Genomic DNA, 17,868 nt, shown 5'->3' with positions numbered 1-17,868 from the left:
CGCCTACCGCACCAGCTACCCGCTGCCCGGCGTCGCCTCCGACGCCTACGACATCCAAAACCGCGCCCGCGCCCTCGATAACACCATGTACGTCCTCGCTCCCAACCCGGCCTCCTACACCGGAGCCGACGTGCAGCGCGTTGACTTCTTCGGCGGCCATTCCACCATCACCGACTACACCGGCCGCACCATCGGCCACCTCGACCACGGCGGCGTCGCTACCTTCGTCACCGCCACCATCGACCTGCCCGCCCTCCGCCGTCAGCGCACCACCGCCGCGTGGACCAACTGGGCCAAGGACCTGCGCACCGAGCTGTTCGCCACCCTCTACGAACGGCCCATCTACCCGGCCAACCTCTACGCCGACCGCCCGCCGTACAACCACGCCGAATACCGTGAGCACGTCACCGAACCCCAGATCGACCTGATGCGCGCCCGCGGCATCTTGCGCTGAACCCGCGTCACGCACCCCGAGGCCCCGTCACCGGCCCGCCTCCACCGGCTCCCGCTCACTCACCTTCCCCGTCGGCTTCCTCACCCTGGCCGACCCCGACCCGTCGTCCTCCTTCTGGTCCTCGTCGTCCTCTTCACGCCCGCGCCGAGCAGCGGCCTCCGCCATCCGCACCGCGGCCTCCTGCTCCGCCTTCGCCCTGATCCGCTCCACCTCCTGGGAGGCGTCCTTGATCGGGTATCCGGCCTCCAGCAGCATCGTCACGGCCGTCTCCAGCGACAGCACGCCGGCCCCGTACGCCTTGACGACCTCCTCCAGCACGGCGCCCCTGTCGGTCGGCGTGTGCGGCGCCCACGCCAGCCGCGCCGGCAGCGTCTCCCCGGCCGTCCAGCCCTCCGCCCGCCCGGCCTGGTACAGCCGCTGCACCATCTTGAACAGAAGCCGGTACTTGTGCTCACGGGCGAGCCGCATCATCCCGATCAGCGCATCCAGCGGCCCCAGCGCCAGCTTGAGGGCGTACCCCGACGGGACCTCCGTGGCCTCCAGCGTCCCGAGCCCGGCCGCCGTCACGCGGCTGTTCGCCGCGATCCGCTCCAGTAGGTGATCCACCCGCGCCCGCAGTTCGGCCAGCTGCGGTGAGGTGTCGAGGGCGTCCATCCGCCCGGTTTCGCCGAGCTGCCACACCGCACCGGCCTTCACCTGGAGCTCCTGCGGCTTGCCCGTCGCCCGGTCCACCGGCAGCCGCGCACCCGCGAGCCCGATGATCGGCGTGCCGGTTGTCGCGGAGGCCGCTGAGCTGTCCGAGTCCGTGGCCGCGAGCTCGTCGAGCGCCTGCAGAACCCGGGCCAGAATCGAGCGTCCCCAGTGCTCTCCGCCGTCGGGGATCGTGTTCGCGATGTGGATCACCGGCACGAAGTCGATCATCAGATCCAGCCGGTTCAGCTCCGTGCCGTCCGGCCGCACCCGGAAGCTCGCCTTGTCCATCGGCAGCCGGTCCAGCGTCTCACCGTTCTTCAGATCCTCCAGCAGCCACTCTGCGTCCGTGAGATAGCACGTCACGTTGGACGTCCGGCCCGGCTCCCACGGGTACTGCCGCCCGCCAGCCGCCGCACCCTCGTCGCCGGGCTCGCCGTCCTCGGAGATCGGACCCAGCTCGTACGTCACCCGCCGCACCCTGGTTTTCAACCCCGCGTCGTCGTCCGCCGGCAACTCCCACGCCAGATGCACCCGGCTGGGAAAGTCCTCGTCCTCATCACCCCACTGCGGGAAGAAGAACCCCGGATCGTAGACCCGCAGCGTCGGCCGCTGCTTCTCCGGATTCCACGCCAGCACCATCACGCTGTCCCCGAGCAGCACCGCCGCCCGCTCCGCCTGCTGCACCCGGAACGTCAGCAGCTCCTTGTCCGCCCACTTCCGCAACCGGTCCTGCACCACGGCGGCCTCCACCGCACCGGGTGCCGGCATCTCCTCGTCGGCATGCTCCGCACCCTCGACCGTGACCCTCTGCTCCGAACCGAGGAGGTAGCCGAGCGCAGTGTCCACGAGATTCGCCGCGTCCCCCAGCTCCCGCCGCTCCAGCGCGCTCGCATCGCCACCGGCCGCCGCAAGCTGCCCGGCCTGGTTGTTGTCATACGCCGCCAGCACCTTGTACGCAGTCAGCCGCCGCAGCTCGTGCTGCGGCACCCACGTCTTGGCCAGCTCCGGAAACGCGCGACTGCCCGGACGGCCAGCGTCGGCCATCACCGGCTTGTAGTTCAGCCACGACCACGCGTCGATGATCAAATGGCGCAGGCCCACATCCCACTCCAGGAAGGTCGGCCCCGCGCCAACAGTCACCCTAGCCGCCGTCCACCAGCTCCCATCCAGCCCTAGTCATGCGCCCTCGCATCAAGGACAAGCCGGTACGTCCGACGCTGTAAGGCACCACCGCGGGCGCTCGTTGGCGTCGATGGAGCGTGGTTCTTGGGCTGGCGTACCGTCTTCCCAGCACTCCAGGAGCTCCTGCGTCGGGCTGGCCTGGATATGGACACCGTCGACCTCGAACGCACGGACCTCATTGAGTGGCGAGGCGGCGACGCGAGGGGCTGGGAGTAGCGGGTGCTCGGGGCAGGCGCTCCTGCTTCCAGCCGTAGGCGCCGCCCGCACCACCCATGCGAACTGCCGCGACCACCGGCCCACCAGCGCACGAGATTTCATGCAACTCCCGTACCCCCTTCGTGACACTCCGCGCGGGCCGAGTCGGCGGCGATGCGTTCGGCCCTGTGCGGCTCCGTCGATCCGGTGGTGCAAGGTGGACAGCAGCCTGCGACAAGCACGATCAGGGAGTGTCCGGTCGAGTCTGCGGCGCGAGGGGTGCCGGGGTGGGGGCTTCCTCTTCGCGGGGCCGGGGTGTGGTCAGGGCAGCCAGCTCGGCTTCCAGGACGTCGAGTGCTTGGCGAGCTGTTGCAATGCGCTCGTGAAGGCGCAGGACGTCGGGTGTGGCGGGTTGTTCCAGGGGCTGCCGGGCCGGTGCTTCGATCTCGCGGGCTTCTTCGAGAGAGTTGATGACGACGCCGATGAGGAGGTTGACCAGGACGAAGGAGCCGAGCAGGACGAAGGAGGCGAAATAGAGGATGGTCCAGCGGGAGATTTCCAGGCCCGCACGGACGGCGTCGCCGAGGCCGTCGAGGGTGATGAGGAGGAAGAGGGTGAGGGCGGCGCGGCCGAGCGAGCCGTAGTGCTCAGGGTCGTCATCGGCGAAGAACACCCAGCCGACCATGGCGTACACATACAGCAGTAGCGCCCCGACCAGCAGGAAGCTCACGGTTCCGGGCAGGCTCTTGCCCACGGCCACGATCACGATCCGCAGCTGGGGCAAGAAGCGCGCCGCGCGCGCCACCCTGGCCAGCCTGAGCAACCGCAGCACGGTGGCGTTCTCGCGGGCGAACGGCAGGAAGGCCGCGGTGACGACGAACAGGTCGAAGACGTTCCACGGGTCTCGGAAGAAGTCCTTGGGGCGGTCGGCGTGGGCGGCGGCCCGCAGCAGTATCTCGGTGGTGAAGGCGCCGAGGAAGACGAGCTCTGCGGCTTCCAGAGTGCTGTGCCATTCGTCCACAATGCCGGCGTAGGTTTCGATGCCCAGTAGCGCGGCGTTTCCCGCGATGAGAGAGAAGACGGCGGCGGTGAACGCCACCGAGTCCACGATGCGGCGGCTGCGCTCGGCCAAGGCGTGCCGTAACTGCGCGGCGGTCCGTTCGGGCATGGGGTGATTCGATTCCTCGCAGACCTGTTCTGGCGCTCCAACAGGTGTGGATCTTAAAGGGTGCTGGCGCTGGACCGGGTTCGCCGTCCGGGGTCCGGCCGCTCTTGCCCTGACCGGAGGACCAAGACCGACTCGCCGGAGGGCAGACACCCAGGGGGCAGCGGTCACCGGCTGCGAGAGCTCGCCCCCACCAAGGAGTCCTGGAACTCGCCTGCTCCACCGTCTACGCATCGCATTCTGAAACGATCAGTAAGGCCAGCCCCCTTGGTAAAGGGGCGGCGAAGTCGCCTTGCGGGGGCGGCTTCCGCCATCCGCATGAGTGGTTTTCGGACGTTCCGCCGGGCTGTCGTCCGTGCGGGGCGCCTCACCTCTATGCTTCTACATGCGTGTAGATAACGCGAGGGGCGGCCTGGAGGGTTCCTGGCTGCCCTGTGGGCGACGGGCAGGGGCGGGAGCGGTTTGAGCAGGAAATTATCCGCCGGTCACGGCTACCCCGACGGCACGTCGTCCGGATTATCCATCGGTTTTTCCCTGGGAGGGCTGTCGTGGCTTCGATCGACCTGGACAAGGTGCTGGACAAGGCGTGGGCGGACAAGAGTCTGCCGGAGATCCTCGCCGCGCCGGTCTCCGCGCTGAAGGGGGTCTCGGACAGGGATGGCGAACTCCTTCAGGAGGCGTTCGGCGTCAAGACGGTCGCTGATCTGGCCGAGTTGAAGTACGCGCGCTGGGCTCAGGCCCTGGCCGCGCTCGACACCTCCGTCAAGTAAACCTTCGTCCGCCGGGCGGTGGCCCTCACCCCTTACGGGGTCCGCCGCCGGACGGCAGCAAGAACCGTACGTACACATGAAGGAGTGAACGCCACGATGGTGTTCAAGCGGCTGCTCGGATCGCTCGGCGTGGGCGGGCCCACGGTGGACACGGTCCTCGACCCGGGCCCGGTACTGCCCGGCGGGGCCCTGAACGGACAGGTCCACCTGCGGGGCGGTGACGCGGACTTCACGATCGAGCACATCACCCTGGAACTGGTGGCCCGCGTCGAGGCCGAGCACGACGGCGGGGAATCCGAAGGTGCCATCGTCTTCGACCGGTTCACCGTCGGCGGCAGCTTCCGCCTCGCCGCTGGCGAGGCGCACAGCGTCCCCTTCAGCGTGATGCTGCCGTGGGAGACCCCCATCACCGAGCTGTACGGCCAACCGCTGGGCATCGTGCTCGGGGTGCGCACCGAGCTGGCGGTGGCGGGCGCGAAGGACAAGGGCGACCTCGACCAGCTCGCGGTGCGCCCGCTGCCCGCCCAGGAGGCGATCCTGGAGGCGCTCGGCCAGCTCGGCTTCGGCTTCAAGTCCGCGGACCTGGAACTGGGGCGCATCGGCGGCACCGGCCAGCAGCTGCCCTTCTACCAGGAGATCGAACTCGCCCCGGCGCCGCAGTACGCGCACCAGGTCAACGAGATCGAGGTGACCTTCCTCGCGGGTCCGGCCGGCATGGAGGTGGTCCTGGAGGCCGACAAGCGCGGCGGCCTCTTCTCCGCCGGCCACGACGCCGTGTCCCGTTTCACTGTCAGCCACCACGGGGTCGAGCAGATCAACTGGCACGCCGAAGTCGACGGCTGGATCCGTCAGATGATCGAGCACCGCGCCTCCCACGGCTCACTCGGCTCCTACGGGCACGGCGAGCCGCACCACGGCGGCCACTACGGACACGGCGACCCCTACGCCACCCACGCCTACAAGGACGAGCACGGCCACGGCGGCCACCATCACGGCGACGGTCACGGGCACCGCTCCGGGCCCGGCATGGGTACCGCGATCGCGGCCGGTGCGGCGGGGCTCGCCGTCGGCGTGGTCGGCGGCATGGTCGCGGCCGAAGTCGTCGACGAGGTCGGCGACTTCTTCGAAGGCGACGACGAAGAAGAGGGCGGCGAGGACTGAGGAGCCCGCGCGCTCTTGCCGCCCCTGGTAGCTTCTACATCAATGTAGAAGGAGTGGTTGTCCGGGCCGCCCCCCTTTCGGCCCGGACACCCCTGAGACGTGTGGAGTTGGCCATGGCCCTGTGGGACCGCATCAAGGAGTCCGCATCGACGATGCAGACCCAGCTGATGGCGAAGAAGAACGACCTCAAGAGCGGCGCGTTCCGCGATGCGAGCATGGCGATGTGCGCGCTGGTGGCCGCCGCCGACGGCACCATCGACCCGGCCGAGCGGCGCCGCGTGGCCCAGCTGATCGCCACCAACGAGGTGCTGCAGAACTTCGACGCCACCGACCTGCAGCGCCGCTTCGACGACAACCTCAACAAGCTGACCGCCGACTTCGACTTCGGCAAGGTCAGCGTGCTGCAGGAGATCGCCAAGGCGAAGAAGAAGCCCGCCGAGGCCCGCGCCGTGATCCAGATCGGCATCGTCATCGGCGGCGCCGACGGCGACTTCGACAAGACCGAGCAGGCGATCGTCCGCGAGGCGTGCTTCACGCTCGACCTGCCGCCGCACGAGTTCGACCTGTAAAGCCCCACACGACGCAGACAAGGGGACGGGTATGGAGATCTCCGGGGTCATCAGCGCCATCGTGATCGGCGTAACCATCGGCACGCTGGGACGGCTGGTCCTACCGGGCCGGCAGCGCATCGGCGTGCTGTGGACGATCGGCGTCGGTATCGCCGCGGCCTTCGTCGGCACCGGCATCGCCGCAGGCCTGGGAGTGGCGGACACCAAGGGCGTCGACTGGATCGAATGGCTCATCCAGATCGGACTCGCTGCCGCGGGCGTGGCCGCCCTCGAACGCTTCAAGGCCCGCACCTGACCTGTGTCGACCGGACGGGGTGCTGACGCCGGGCGGGCGCCAGCACCCCTTCCACGTGCCTGGCGGAGATCGGCTACATCGGGGTGGCCGCGTGCAGGATGAGGAACAGCGTGACGGCCGAGTTCGCCGAGGACAGCGCCGATACGGTGGTGCCCGCGGCGGCTGTCCAGGCGGCCAGGCCCACCATGGTGAAGACCGGTGGCCAGATCCGTCCGGCGGGAGCCGGTCCGAGCAGGGCAGCCACCCGGCGCGGCACCGGACCTAGGGCCGCGAAGTGCGCGAGCGTAGCGATGGGCGCGCCCCGGGAGGTCAGCGCGGCTTTACCGATCGCCAGGGCCACGGTGCGCCGACTGCCCACAGCAGTTGCCGCCTCCTCATCCGCCCACCGCTCTGCGCAGTACGTCACGGCCGTCCGCAATGGCCGCAGGAACGGGTTGGCCCGTGCGGCGAGCTGCACGGTGAGCAGGAACCGGTGGTGGCGGCGGGCGAGATGGACGCGCTCGTGGGCGAACAAGGCCCGTCGCTCAGCCGAGCCGAGCCCGGCCAGCATCCCGGTGGTAACCACGATCCTGTTCCGCCTGCCGGGCAGCGCGTAGGCGTACGGCAGCTCGTCGGGCAGCACCGCCACCGATGTTTCGGGCAGGCCGGCAAGGGCGCGCTCGGCCCGGCGGCGGACGCGGTGGTGGCGCCACGCCGTCCGCGTACACGCGGCGAGCACCGCGATCAGGGCGGGGATGGCGGCCTTGCCCGCGACCTCGTCATAGGGGACGGCTTCACGGACCTCCGGGTCCGACCAGCCATCAGGCAGCGGGTTGCCGGGCAGCTGCGCGGTGCCGACCACCATCAACAAGGCCAGGCACAGGGTGCTGCACACCGCGAGCACCCCGGCCACGGCCGACAGCAGCCAGGTCGCCACCCGGGGGTGCAGATGCTGTTCGGCAAGGCGGGCGACCGGCCAGGCCGTTAACGGCAGCACCAGCGGCAGGAAGACGAAGACTCCCATGGCGGTTAGTCTTCCCCCTCCCTGGAGCCCTGGGCCAGCAGATCGCGCAGCACCTGTTCATCGCCTGGCGTCAGGCTGGTCAGGAAGCGGGCCAGGACCGCCTCGCGGTCGGTCTCGGCGTCCAGGACCCTCCGCATCCGCAATGCGGCCAGCCCGGCCTCGTCGGCGACAGCCGTCCACTCGAACGAGCGGCCCGCCCGTCGGCGGGCGACCGCGCCCTTGGCGTGCAGCCGGGTCAGGATGGTCATCACCGTCGTGTAAGCGAGGGTGCCGCCGAGGCGCTCCTGTACCCAGCCCGCGGTGACCGCCTTGGGAGCCGTGCCCAGCGCGGCGAGCACCTGCCCCTCCAGCTCGCCCTGGCCGCGCCGGCGCGGGGACTGCTCGGTTCCGCCCCTGCTCTGGTCCGTCATACCCTCAACCTCCCACCGTCCCCACTCCCGCCCACCACTGCGGGAGCGGTTCATCGTACTGAGCCCGTCGCCCGCGCGCCCAACGCTGTTTCCGCGATGTCCATTTCCACGAGCTGGGAGAAGGGGCCCGCACCCTGGCACGGCGCCCGGTCAGCTGCCGGTGCCCGCACGTGTGGTGTCGAGTCTCAGTCGCAGCGACCGTTCGTCGTCCGGGGACAGTCCGGCGACGAACGAGCTGAGCACGGCCCGCCGGTCGTTCTCCTCGTCGAGGACCTTGTGCATGCGCCGGGCGGCCAGCCCTGCTGCGTCGGAGACGGCGCTCCAGAGGTAGCAGCGCCCGTCACGGTGGCGTACCACGGCCTGCTTGCCGTGCAGCCGTGTCAGTGTGGTCACCACCGTGGTGTAGGCGAGGGCGGGGTCGGTCTGCTCGCGCACCCAGCCAGCCGTCACCGGTCCCGGCGCGCTGCCCAGGGCGGCCAGCACACTGGCCTCGAGTTCGCCCGGCGCTCTACGGCCGCGGCCGTAGAGCGCCGGCGCGTCCTGCTTGTCATTCACCTGCCACTCCTCTCCGTCGCTGCCGGACACGAGACTCGGCAGCAGTCCCTCGCACACGTTCACGATGCCCTCTGCTCCCACCATCTTCTACGCCGTTGTAGATTCTTGACTCCGCCGGCACGAAACAGGGGGCCGCCGGGCGGCATCACGACACAGCACAGCGAACCGCCACACCGGGCGGCACAGGGAGGCGGACACGTGGACAGGCAGCCTGGCGCACTCCGCGAGCAACGTCGGACGGCGCGGTCCCGAGGGCGCCGGCGGGCCCGGACCCGGCTGACACGGCGCGGGAGGATCCTGGCCTTCACCGGTGTTGCCCTGGCCGTACTGTGTGTCGTCGCGGGTGGAGGCGGCTACTGGCTGTACCAGCGCCTCGACGGCAACATCCAGGCCGCCGGTATCGACAACAAGATCGGCGGGGACCGTCCGGCCAACCTCAGCCCCGGCTCGAAGAACATTCTGGTAGTCGGCTCGGACAGCCGCGACGGCGACAACGCCAAGTACGGCAAGGGCCTGACCACCATGCAGTCGGACACCCTGATGGTGGTGCACATCGCCGCGAACCGGGAATGGGCCGCCGTCGTCTCCCTGCCCCGCGACTCCTGGGTGCAGATACCCTCGTGCGACCGCGGGAACGGCACCACCTCCGCACCGCACCACTCCAAGATCAATGAGGCGTTCGCGATCGGCGGCACCACAGGCGACATCGGCGGCGCTGCCGCCTGCACCATCAAGACCATCGAGCAGAACACCGGGCTGCGCATCGACCACTTCCTCTCGGTCGACTTCCAGGGCTTCAAGGGCATGGTCGACGCGCTGGACGGCATCGAGGTCTGCCCGAAGCAGGCGATCCACGACACCAAGGCCCACCTGGACCTGGAGTCCGGCTGCCAGACGGTCACGGGCGAGCAGGCCCTCGGCTATGTCCGCACCCGCTACAGCGTCGGCGACGGCTCCGACATCGGACGCATCGGGCGCCAGCAGGAATTCATGCAGGCCCTGGCCGCCAGAGCCCAGGACAAACTGGCCAGCCCCGGCGACCTGTACTCCTTCCTGGACTCGGCGACCAAGTCGCTGACCACCGACGATGACCTCGCCGGGATCAAACCCCTGACCAGCCTCGCCTCCAGCCTCAAGGGCATACCCGAGGACCGGCTCACCTTCCTGACCGTCCCCAGCTACCCGCGCGAACTCGACTTCCCCACCGACAAGGCCAACATCTCCTGGCAGTACCCCCAGGCACAGACCCTCTTCACCGCCCTCGCCAAGGACCAGGAGGTCGACAAGGACGAACTGACCGCCGCCAAGCCGGTCCCGGCCCGCACGATCACCGTCCGGGTCCTCAACGGCACCGGCACACCCGGCCAGGCCGCCACCACCGCCCAGGAGCTGCGCGCGGTCGGCTACACCGTCAACGGAACCGGCAACGCGCCGACGCCGGCGAAGGAAACCACCGTGACCTATCCGTCCGGCCTCGAGGAGCAGGCGAAGGCCCTCGCCGCCCGCCTGCGGACACCCGCCACCCCCAGACAGGACCCGCAGGCTGCACCCGGTGCGGTGACCCTCACCGTCGGCCCCGGCTACCCCGGACTGCGCGGCTGACCGGCTGCCTGCATCACCGCGCTCCATGTCCGCTTGCGACATGAGCGGCCCTGACAACCCTTCAGCAACTTCTACAGTGCTGTAGATTCTGAGTGTCAGTCACTCAACGGCCGGGCCCCTGCGCCCGGTCCTCGGTCAGGGAAGGGATGCGACATGGGTGTGAGCCTCTCCAAGGGCGGCAATGTCTCGCTGAGCAAGGAGGCGCCGGGCCTGACGGCTGTCCTGGTCGGCCTCGGGTGGGATGTCCGCACGACCACGGGCACCGACTACGACCTCGATGCCTCCGCGCTTCTCGTCAACGAGTCCGGCAAGGTGCTGTCCGACCAGCACTTCGTCTTCTTCAACAACCTCAAGAGCCCCGATGGCTCGGTGGAGCACACCGGCGACAACCTCACCGGCGAAGGCGAGGGCGACGACGAAGTCATCAAGGTCAACCTGACCACCGTCCCCGCCGACGTCGCCCGGATCGTCTTCCCCGTCTCCATCCACGACGCTGCCAACCGCGGCCAGAGCTTCGGCCAGGTCCGCAACGCCTACATTCGCGTCGTCAACCAGGCGGGCGGCGCCGAGCTGGCCCGCTACGACCTGTCCGAGGACGCCGCGACCGAGACCGCGATGGTCTTCGGCGAGCTGTACCGCAACGGCGCGGAGTGGAAGTTCCGCGCGGTCGGCCAGGGCTACGCCTCCGGACTGGCGGGCATCGCCGCCGACTTCGGCGTCAACGTCTGACCCACCACACGTCTGCCGGCGGGCCGGACCGTACGTCCGGCCCGCCCGTCACGAACACGTCCGCCGCCACATGCCCGCCAGCTGCCGCGCCGCCACAACGCCGGCACCGGACCGCATTACACGATCGGGGGGACCTTCATGAACGAGCCTGGCCGCCTCGAAGCCGTCGACCAAGCAGACTTCGAACACGCACTGCACGCCGCGCTCAACAACCCTGACATCCGCGAGGCCCTGCAACAGCCAACCGCGCAGATCACCGCCGAGCAGCTGCGCGCCCGGGCGCTTGCCGCCACCGACACCATCGCCGCCGAAGCTGCCACCGAGTACACCGCCCTACTGCGACTGCGGGTGGCCTCCCTGGCCCCCACCGGCCGACCCCGCCAGCCCGCGACCGCCGGGAACGGACTAGCGGCGGCACTGGCCGTACTCACTCCCGTTCTGTCCACTGCGGCAGCGGTCATATTCCTTCTCCTCGGCTACGGGCTCCAGCTGGCCAGCGCCCAGCAGCCCCTCGCCATCGCGCTGATCCGGGCCGGCTGGGTCGCCGGAGCCGTGGCGCTGCTCGCCGCCGCAGCAGCGATCACCGCGCTCATGGTCACCGCAGCCCGGCACCGCGCCACATCCCGCCGCCCGCAGCCCGACACCGCCTCCCTCGCCCAGGCCCACGCGGCGTGGCGCCAGGCCCTGCTGGAGCGCGGACTGCTCCCGTTCCTGCGCCGCGAGCTGCACCAACCGCCCACGCCCGCGTCGCAGCCCCGCCCCGCCCCACCTTTCGAGCAGCGCACCACGAGCCCCGGCTACAGCAGCCCGGACTTCACCAGCCCCTCCCTCCCGTCGCGGGACTGACGCCCCCCGACGGCGCACGCAGACCGAACAGGTGCCGCAACGCCATACTCGGCAAGGTCAGGCGCGCCCCTGCCCGACGCTTCTACAGTGCTGTAGATTCAGGCGTGCTGCCCGTGCACAGCACGGGCAGCGAAGCCCGATCCCCAAGCGCCAGGAGGAAACCGGTGGGAATCACGCTGACCAAGGGCCAGCAGATCAGCCTGGAGAAGACAGGTGGGCAACCGCTCAGCGTCGTACGGATGGGACTGGGATGGCAGGCGGCGCCCCGTAAGGGCTTCCTGGCCAAGCTGACTGCCCGCGAGATCGACCTCGACGCCTCTGCGGTGCTCTTCGCCGGCAACGAGCCGGTCGACGTCGTCTTCTTCCAGCACCTGGTCAGCGACGACGGCTCGGTCCGCCACACCGGCGACAACCTCGTCGGCGGCGCCGGGCAGGGCGGCGACGACGAATCGATCCTCGTCGACTTGCTGCGCCTGCCCGCCCACGTCGACCAGATCGTCTTCACCGTCAACTCCTTCACCGGGCAGACCTTCGCCGAGGTGCAGAACGCCTTCTGCCGCCTCATCGACGAGAACACCGGCCAGGAACTGGCCCGCTACACCCTCTCCGGCGGCGGCTCCTACACCGCCCAGATCATGGCCAAGGTCCACCGCTCCAGCGGCGGATGGCACATGTCCGCCATCGGGGAACCGGCCAACGGCCGCACCTTCCAGGACCTGATGCCCGCCATCGCCAGCCACCTCTAGCCATCCTGCCGCCCGCCACCGGGGAGAAGACGGACACCCATGTTCGGCATAAGCGAACTCGCCATCATCCTCATCGTCGTCATATTGATCTTCGGCGCCAAGAAACTCCCCGAACTCGCCCGCTCCATGGGCAAGTCAGCCCGCATCCTCAAGAGCGAGGCCAAAGCGATGAAGGCCGACCAGACGCCGCCGACCACAGCGGAGGCAGCCACGCGCGAGGCCACAGCCCCGCGCATCATCCAGGCCGCACCCGGCGACACCGTCAGCCGTCCCGCAGACCAGCCGGGCAACGACACACCACGAACCTGACCGTTCGCAACCCAATCCGACCCGGGCGCGTCCCTCCCCGTACAGACCCACCGGACCGCCACCGTCCGCTGAATCGGAAAGCATTGTTACGTCATGGGCATCATCAGCTGGATCGTCCTCGGACTCCTGGCCGGCGCCATCGCCAAGATCCTCCTGCCCGGACGCGACCCGGGCGGCCTCATCGGAACCACCCTCATCGGCATCGCCGGCGCCTTCACCGGCGGCTGGCTCTCCGCCAAGTTCCTCGACCGGCCCATACAGAACCAGTTTTTCGACCTCGCCACCTGGGGCGCGGCCATCGGCGGCTCTCTGGTCCTGCTGATCGCCTACCGCATCCTCTTTGGCAATTCCCGTGACTGACGGCCGACCCGCGTCTACCGGTCGGCGAGCCAGTCCCATTTCTTGCCATGCGCCGTTACGAGGGAGCCTCTCCTGCACTACCGCGGTCACTCCTCCTGCTCAACCTGACCGCCTTCGCTGGGCAGTGGGCGCGGGGCACCTCTGAACGGGTGCGAGCCCTCAGTCCAACCGCGTCGGGACGTCAGTTCAGTACTCCGGCCCGGTGCTCCCGCCAGTCAGCGCCGTCCACTCAACCGCTGGTCGTCCCCGCCGCGCGGCGGAGGCATCGCCGGGTCGAGGAACAGATCCCACAACGCCCACACGGCACTATCGAGCAGGTCCGGCGAATCCTCCGTCTCCCCCTGGCCGACGAATGTCGTCATCTGCTCCTCCAGCTCCGCGAACCGCCGAGCTGGACCAACATGAGACACCCGAGCCTGCTCGTACAGCTGCGCTGCCGGGGCCGCCCGCGCCCGCTTCCCTCTCGTGGCATGAACGATCCGCCAGTTCACCGTCGGATCCACCTGCTCCAAGAGCGCCGGCAGGTAGTCGCCGCCGTTGTTCGCCTCGATGACCACGCAGTCCGCCCGGTGCTCGTGGTACAGCGCGGCGGCCCGCTTCATCGCCTGCGTAGGCGTGTACCGGTCCTGCTCGCAGTGCAGCAGATACCCGCGGGGCCGGTCGTCCCCGAACATCGTCTCCACCGGGAACCCGCGCCCCGCCACCGTGAACGCCGTCATGTCCGCGTTCTCGTGGCTCTTGGTCGCCGGATCGACGGACACCACCACACGCTGGAGGTCCGGCAGATGCTCAGGCCGGGGCCGGAAGCCCTCGACCTCCAGCATCCAGCCCTTCCACAGCGCGCCCTCCACGTCCTCGAGTAGCTCGCCGGACAGCTCCTGACGGCCCAGCCTGGTGCCGGCGTACTCCTCCTCCAGCTCCTCGCGGGCCGCCGCCGACAGGTTCGCGTCGTTCTCCCGCATGTGCCCGCGGGTCAGCACCACCCGAGGCGGCGCCCCTCCCTCCTCGTGTGCCTTCTCCTGCTCCCGTCCGCGCTCAACGAGCCGCTTCACGTGTGGGAGCGGCTTGGGCGTCGTGGAGATGACGACCTGCGGCGTGTCCGCCTCACGCAGGCAGAACCACAGCATGTCGTAGACCTCCTGCGCGGTGTGCCGCGACCAGGCCGCGTACTCGTCGCACCACGCCTTGTCGAATGCCCAGCCACGCAGGTTGTCCGGCGTCTCCGCACCGAACCCCCGGATCAGCGTGCCGTTCGTCAGCCGGAGCGTCGTCTCACCCAGCGACGAGTTGTACTTCGCCACCTCCTCGGGCGGGAACACCGACAGCAGCCCCGACTTCGGGGACTCGAAGCAGATATCGCGCACGAGCGTCGCGTTCTTCGCCACCACCGCTATCTGAAGACCTGGTGTCTGAGACCACTCCCTCACCGTCTCCGCCGCCGTCCGCGACTTGCCCCAGCCACGGCCGGTGAGCAGCATCCACACCGTCCACAGCCACAGCGGCTGACGCTGCGCCGCGCGGGCATGGTGATGCAGCCACCCCGCGTGGGGCAGCCCGTCACAGTTCGGAACCTCGCACGCCCACCTGCGCGCCGACAGCTCATCGGCCCGTACCAGTGCCGCGACCTCAGCCTTCAACTGCTCGTCGCTCATCACCGACGGGTCCGCGAACCCCTCGACCATGCGGCGCTTGGCCCGGCCGCGACTCACTGCGCGCCCTCCGACAACCGGCGCTCCAGCTCACGGCGGAGCTGATCCATCCGGGCCCGGCGCTCCTCGTCCGACAAGGCGGCCACGTCCACGCCCTGGTCCCGGTCCTCGACCGCCCCGGCCGCTGGGGCCTCCCCTACGGCCCGCCGTTCGATCTCAACCGCGACCTGGATGTAGCGCAGCAGCTCCGACGGCGACAGCTCCCGCGGGTCGAGCGTCTGAAGCCGCGCGACCGCCTTGCTCTGCACGGCCTGCGCCAGCTTCGCGTGCCTGCGGGCGATGTCCCGCCGCGCCTGCGCCTGCTCCGCGAGGAACAGCCGGTCCTGCTCCCGATCGTAGGCCGCCGCCCGCATCACCCATGCAAACTGCCGCGACCACCGGCCCAGCAGAGACCGAGACTTATCCAACTCCCGTGCTGCCTTCGTGACACTCCGCGCTGGGCCGAGATCGCGGTACACGGTGAACGCCTCGAACGCCTGGACCGACTCCCCGCTTTGCCGCTCCCAAGGCTCAACGGCGGTCCGGTCACTCACCGGAAAGCCTTCTCTCTCCCCCACGCCGCGTAACCCATCATGCATGGTGGCATGCCGATGGCCGGCGCCCGAGTGCTAGGACGCCGGCCATCGTTGTACATCTCGGTCAGGCGCCGACGAGTTCTTCCAGGACGTCTTCCATGGTGACGAAGCCAAGGACAGTGCCCTTGCTGCCGGTGACCGCTGCGAGGTGGCTGCCTGTCGCGCGCATGGCTGTCAGGGTGTCGTCGAGTGGGGTGTCGAGGGCGACCTTGATGATCGGGTGGAAGGCGCTGCGCGGGAACGGTGCTGTGCGGTCTGTGATACCGAGGGCGTCCTTGATGTGGAGGTAGCCGAGGATCTCGTCGCCGGGTCCGGTGACCGGCAAGCGGGAGAAGCCGTGGGCGGCAGCCGCACGCTCCAGGCCGCGGGGGGTGATGTCGTGGCTGGCGGTTGCCATCCGGTCGAGGGTGACCATGACTTCGCCTGTGGGGCGGGTGCCGAGTTCCAGGGCGTCCTGGAGGCGTTGGCCGTCTTCGGGGCTGAGAAGGCCGGCGGCACTGGAGTCCTTGATCAGGCGGGTGAGTTCGTCGTCGGTGAAGACGGAGCTGACCTCGTCCTTGGGTTCGACCTTCAGCATGCGCAGCAGGGTGTTGGCGAAGGCGTTGATGCTGAAGACGATCGGGCGCAGGGCCCGGGTGAGGGCGACCAGGGGCGGGCCGAGGAGCAGTGCGCTCGGCGCGGGGGCGGCGAGGGCGATGTTCTTGGGGATCATCTCGCCGATCAGCATGTGCAGGTAGGTGGCCAGAGTGAGGGCGACGGCGAAGGCGATCGGGTGGATCAGTGCCTCGGGTACACCGACCGTGTGGAAGGGGGGTTCCAGCAGGTGAGCGATGGCCGGTTCGGCGACGGCGCCGAGGACGAGGGAGGAGACGGTGATGCCGAGCTGAGCGGTGGCCATCATGGCGGAGAGGTGTTCGAGGCCCCACAGGACCGTCTTCGCGCGGCGGTTGCCTTTGAGGGCTGCGGGTTCGATCTGACTGCGGCGTACGGAGATCAGGGCGAACTCGGCGCCGACGAAGAAAGCGTTGGTGACCAGGGTGAAGGCGCCGATTAGCAGCTGGATGGCGGTCATCGGCTCTTCTCCGGGACGTGGGCGGGCGCGGGGGCCGGTGCGGTGATCGCGACGCGGTCGGCGCGGTGGTGCTCGATGTCGAGGACGGACAGTTCCCAGCCGTCGACGGTGACGGTGTCGCCCTGGCGGGGGATGCGTTCCAGGCGGGTGGCGATCAGGCCGGCGAGGGTTTCGTAAGGACCCTCGGGTGCGGTGAGGCCGATCTCTTCCAGCTCGTCGAGGCGGACGCTGCCGTCGGCTTCCCATACGGGACGGCCGTCCTGGTCGGGGGCCTGGATGAGGTCGGGGACCTCCAGCGGATCGTGCTCGTCACGGACCTCGCCGACGACTTCCTCGACGATGTCCTCGACGGTGGTGACGCCGGCCGTGCCGCCGTACTCGTCGATGACCACGGCCATGGTGCGGGCCTTGCGCAGGCGGCCGAGGAGGGTGTCCACGGGCAGGGAGTGCGGCACCAGCAGCGGCTCGGTCATCAGGTCGGTGACAGCGGTGAGCGGTCGCTTGTGCTCTTCCAGGGCGAGTACGTCGCGGATGTGGACGGTGCCGATGACCTGGTCGAGGGTGTCGCGGTAGACGGGGAAGCGGGACAGGCCGGTGGCCAGGGTCAGGTTCGCGGCGTCCGCGGCGGTGGCGTGGGCCCCCAGGGCCTGGACGTCGATCCGCGGTGTCATGACGTTCTCCGCGGTCAGTTCGCCCAGGTGCAGGGTGCGGACGAACAGCTCGGCGGAGTCGGCTTCGATAGCGCCCTGGCGGGCGGAGTGCTGCACGAGGGCGGCCAGCTCTTCGGGGGTGCGGGCGGAGGCCAGTTCCTCGGCGGGCTCCAGGCCGAAGCGGCGCACTATATGGTTCGCGGTGCTGTTCAGGTGCCGGATCAGCGGTGAGAAGGCGGCCGTGAAGGCCCGCTGCGGGCCGGCGACCACCTTCGCCACGGCCAAGGGCCGAGAGATCGCCCAGTTCTTCGGTACCAGCTCGCCGACCACCATCAGCACGACGGTTGAGATCGCCACACCCAGCAAGGTCGCGGTGGTGGACACGGCCCCGGCGGGCAGCCCGGCGGCCTGAAGGGGCTCGCGCAGCAGGGCGGAGACGGAAGGCTCGGCGAGCATGCCGATCACCAGCGAGGTCACCGTGATGCCCAGCTGGGCACCCGACAGCTGGAAGGTCAGCCGCTTGGCGGCCTTCAGGGCGCCATCGGCGCCACGCTCACCCGCCTTGGCGGCGCGTTCGAGCTCGCTGCGCTCGACGGTGGTGAGAGAGAACTCGGCGGCTACAAACACGGCGCACGCCAGCGTCAGAGCCAGCGCGAGGAGCAGCAGCAGGACTTCGGTCACCGTGCCACCCCCGCTCCCGGCTCAAGAACCTGCGGGCAAGGCGTGGCACGGCTCGTACTGGGAGGTTCACCCATTGCGGGTCTGCTGCTCCTTCTTCACTCGGCCGGACCGATCACGGTCCGGGGGATCTGGTCGGA

The 17,868-nt window shown here is 69.6% G+C and carries 20 protein-coding genes; 11 read left to right on the top strand and 9 right to left on the bottom strand.

Annotation, left to right across the window (positions count from 1 at the left end; all coding sequences use genetic code 11):
* The coding region (locus tag BKD26_RS18880; protein ID WP_206603692.1) for a nitrilase-related carbon-nitrogen hydrolase at positions 1-454 on the top strand (454 nt) is incomplete at its 5' end.
* A gap of 27 nt (positions 455-481) precedes the next feature.
* Here the strand turns inward: BKD26_RS18880 and BKD26_RS18875 are convergent.
* On the bottom strand, positions 482-2,287 hold the full coding sequence (locus BKD26_RS18875) for a hypothetical protein (protein ID WP_143662671.1): 1,806 nt from the start codon (positions 2,285-2,287) through the stop codon (positions 482-484).
* 481 nt (positions 2,288-2,768) lie between these two features.
* On the bottom strand, positions 2,769-3,692 hold the full coding sequence (locus tag BKD26_RS18870; RefSeq protein ID WP_084899306.1) for an ion transporter: 924 nt from the start codon (positions 3,690-3,692) through the stop codon (positions 2,769-2,771).
* 545 nt (positions 3,693-4,237) lie between these two features.
* Between BKD26_RS18870 and BKD26_RS18865 the strand changes: the two genes are divergently transcribed.
* From BKD26_RS18865 to BKD26_RS18850, 4 genes are all read left to right on the top strand, one after another.
* On the top strand, positions 4,238-4,459 hold the full coding sequence (locus tag BKD26_RS18865; RefSeq protein ID WP_084899303.1) for a hypothetical protein: 222 nt from the start codon (positions 4,238-4,240) through the stop codon (positions 4,457-4,459).
* Between the two features lie 96 nt (positions 4,460-4,555).
* Positions 4,556-5,620 carry a sporulation protein gene (locus BKD26_RS18860; protein ID WP_084899302.1) on the top strand — a complete coding sequence of 355 codons (1,065 nt, stop codon included), beginning with the start codon at positions 4,556-4,558 and terminating at the stop codon, positions 5,618-5,620.
* Between the two features lie 113 nt (positions 5,621-5,733).
* Positions 5,734-6,189 (top strand): TerB family tellurite resistance protein, encoded by a 456-nt coding sequence (locus tag BKD26_RS18855; RefSeq protein ID WP_084899299.1) that lies wholly within the window; start codon positions 5,734-5,736, stop codon positions 6,187-6,189.
* A gap of 31 nt (positions 6,190-6,220) precedes the next feature.
* On the top strand, positions 6,221-6,484 hold the full coding sequence (locus tag BKD26_RS18850; RefSeq protein WP_084899297.1) for a hypothetical protein: 264 nt from the start codon (positions 6,221-6,223) through the stop codon (positions 6,482-6,484).
* Between the two features lie 73 nt (positions 6,485-6,557).
* On the opposite strand, the gene BKD26_RS18845 is transcribed toward BKD26_RS18850, so the two are convergent.
* The 3 genes from BKD26_RS18845 to BKD26_RS18835 all read right to left on the bottom strand — a co-directional run bounded on the left by BKD26_RS18845 (position 6,558) and on the right by BKD26_RS18835 (position 8,536).
* Positions 6,558-7,487 carry a M56 family metallopeptidase gene (locus BKD26_RS18845; RefSeq protein WP_084899294.1) on the bottom strand — a complete coding sequence of 310 codons (930 nt, stop codon included), beginning with the start codon at positions 7,485-7,487 and terminating at the stop codon, positions 6,558-6,560.
* Positions 7,488-7,492: 5 nt separating this feature from the next.
* A complete protein-coding gene (locus BKD26_RS18840) occupies positions 7,493-7,897 on the bottom strand; it encodes a BlaI/MecI/CopY family transcriptional regulator (RefSeq protein WP_084899292.1) in 405 nt (134 codons plus the stop codon).
* Between the two features lie 150 nt (positions 7,898-8,047).
* Complete coding sequence (locus BKD26_RS18835) at positions 8,048-8,536, bottom strand: BlaI/MecI/CopY family transcriptional regulator (protein WP_084899289.1); 489 nt, start codon at positions 8,534-8,536, stop codon at positions 8,048-8,050.
* A 213-nt stretch (positions 8,537-8,749) separates the two neighbouring features.
* On the opposite strand from BKD26_RS18835, the gene BKD26_RS18830 reads away from it, so the two are divergent.
* The 6 genes from BKD26_RS18830 (at position 8,750) to BKD26_RS18805 (ending at position 13,044) form a co-directional block, all read left to right on the top strand.
* On the top strand, positions 8,750-10,054 hold the full coding sequence (locus BKD26_RS18830) for an LCP family protein (RefSeq protein WP_241518731.1): 1,305 nt from the start codon (positions 8,750-8,752) through the stop codon (positions 10,052-10,054).
* Between the two features lie 153 nt (positions 10,055-10,207).
* Positions 10,208-10,783, top strand: a complete 576-nt coding sequence (locus BKD26_RS18825; protein WP_084899287.1) for a TerD family protein — start codon at positions 10,208-10,210, stop codon at positions 10,781-10,783.
* Positions 10,784-10,921: 138 nt separating this feature from the next.
* The gene (locus BKD26_RS18820) at positions 10,922-11,629 is read left to right on the top strand and encodes a hypothetical protein (RefSeq protein ID WP_179166592.1); all 708 of its coding nucleotides are present in this window, start codon (positions 10,922-10,924) and stop codon (positions 11,627-11,629) included.
* Between the two features lie 164 nt (positions 11,630-11,793).
* The gene (locus tag BKD26_RS18815) at positions 11,794-12,375 is read left to right on the top strand and encodes a TerD family protein (RefSeq protein ID WP_084899284.1); all 582 of its coding nucleotides are present in this window, start codon (positions 11,794-11,796) and stop codon (positions 12,373-12,375) included.
* Between the two features lie 39 nt (positions 12,376-12,414).
* Positions 12,415-12,684, top strand: a complete 270-nt coding sequence (tatA, locus tag BKD26_RS18810) for a Sec-independent protein translocase subunit TatA (protein ID WP_084899282.1) — start codon at positions 12,415-12,417, stop codon at positions 12,682-12,684.
* Positions 12,685-12,777: 93 nt separating this feature from the next.
* On the top strand, positions 12,778-13,044 hold the full coding sequence (locus tag BKD26_RS18805) for a GlsB/YeaQ/YmgE family stress response membrane protein (protein ID WP_084899279.1): 267 nt from the start codon (positions 12,778-12,780) through the stop codon (positions 13,042-13,044).
* A 215-nt stretch (positions 13,045-13,259) separates the two neighbouring features.
* On the opposite strand, the gene BKD26_RS18800 is transcribed toward BKD26_RS18805, so the two are convergent.
* From BKD26_RS18800 to BKD26_RS18785, 4 genes are all read right to left on the bottom strand, one after another.
* On the bottom strand, positions 13,260-14,753 hold the full coding sequence (locus BKD26_RS18800) for a terminase family protein (protein WP_143662670.1): 1,494 nt from the start codon (positions 14,751-14,753) through the stop codon (positions 13,260-13,262).
* A complete protein-coding gene (locus BKD26_RS39805; protein WP_179166591.1) occupies positions 14,750-15,109 on the bottom strand; it encodes a hypothetical protein in 360 nt (119 codons plus the stop codon). Before BKD26_RS39805 ends, BKD26_RS18800 begins: the two co-directional genes overlap by 4 nt.
* A 283-nt stretch (positions 15,110-15,392) precedes the next feature.
* Entirely contained in the window at positions 15,393-16,400 is a 1,008-nt protein-coding gene (locus BKD26_RS18790; protein ID WP_084899271.1) for a hemolysin family protein, read from the bottom strand.
* Positions 16,397-17,731, bottom strand: a complete 1,335-nt coding sequence (locus BKD26_RS18785) for a hemolysin family protein (protein WP_084899269.1) — start codon at positions 17,729-17,731, stop codon at positions 16,397-16,399. Before BKD26_RS18785 ends, BKD26_RS18790 begins: the two co-directional genes overlap by 4 nt.
* Between the last annotated feature and the right edge of the window lie 137 nt (positions 17,732-17,868).

Origin of the sequence: Streptomyces sp. CB03238 (assembly GCF_002099185.1) — a bacterium.
Classification (GTDB): Bacteria; Actinomycetota; Actinomycetes; order Streptomycetales; family Streptomycetaceae; genus Streptomyces.
This window is presented reverse-complemented; position numbering and strand designations above follow the sequence as displayed.

Excerpts from the sequence above, each read along its gene's own strand:
- BKD26_RS18870 (WP_084899306.1), bottom strand. The coding sequence starts at position 3,692 with ATGCCCGAACGGACCGCCGCGCAGTTACGGCACGCCTTGGCCGAGCGC.
- BKD26_RS18860 (WP_084899302.1), top strand. The coding sequence starts at position 4,556 with ATGGTGTTCAAGCGGCTGCTCGGATCGCTCGGCGTGGGCGGGCCCACG.
- BKD26_RS18855 (WP_084899299.1), top strand. The coding sequence starts at position 5,734 with ATGGCCCTGTGGGACCGCATCAAGGAGTCCGCATCGACGATGCAGACC.
- BKD26_RS18850 (WP_084899297.1), top strand. The coding sequence starts at position 6,221 with ATGGAGATCTCCGGGGTCATCAGCGCCATCGTGATCGGCGTAACCATC.
- BKD26_RS18845 (WP_084899294.1), bottom strand. The coding sequence starts at position 7,487 with ATGGGAGTCTTCGTCTTCCTGCCGCTGGTGCTGCCGTTAACGGCCTGG.
- BKD26_RS18840 (WP_084899292.1), bottom strand. The coding sequence starts at position 7,897 with ATGACGGACCAGAGCAGGGGCGGAACCGAGCAGTCCCCGCGCCGGCGC.
- BKD26_RS18835 (WP_084899289.1), bottom strand. The coding sequence starts at position 8,536 with ATGGTGGGAGCAGAGGGCATCGTGAACGTGTGCGAGGGACTGCTGCCG.
- BKD26_RS18825 (WP_084899287.1), top strand. The coding sequence starts at position 10,208 with ATGGGTGTGAGCCTCTCCAAGGGCGGCAATGTCTCGCTGAGCAAGGAG.
- BKD26_RS18820 (WP_179166592.1), top strand. The coding sequence starts at position 10,922 with ATGAACGAGCCTGGCCGCCTCGAAGCCGTCGACCAAGCAGACTTCGAA.
- tatA (WP_084899282.1), top strand. The coding sequence starts at position 12,415 with ATGTTCGGCATAAGCGAACTCGCCATCATCCTCATCGTCGTCATATTG.
- BKD26_RS18805 (WP_084899279.1), top strand. The coding sequence starts at position 12,778 with ATGGGCATCATCAGCTGGATCGTCCTCGGACTCCTGGCCGGCGCCATC.
- BKD26_RS18790 (WP_084899271.1), bottom strand. The coding sequence starts at position 16,400 with ATGACCGCCATCCAGCTGCTAATCGGCGCCTTCACCCTGGTCACCAAC.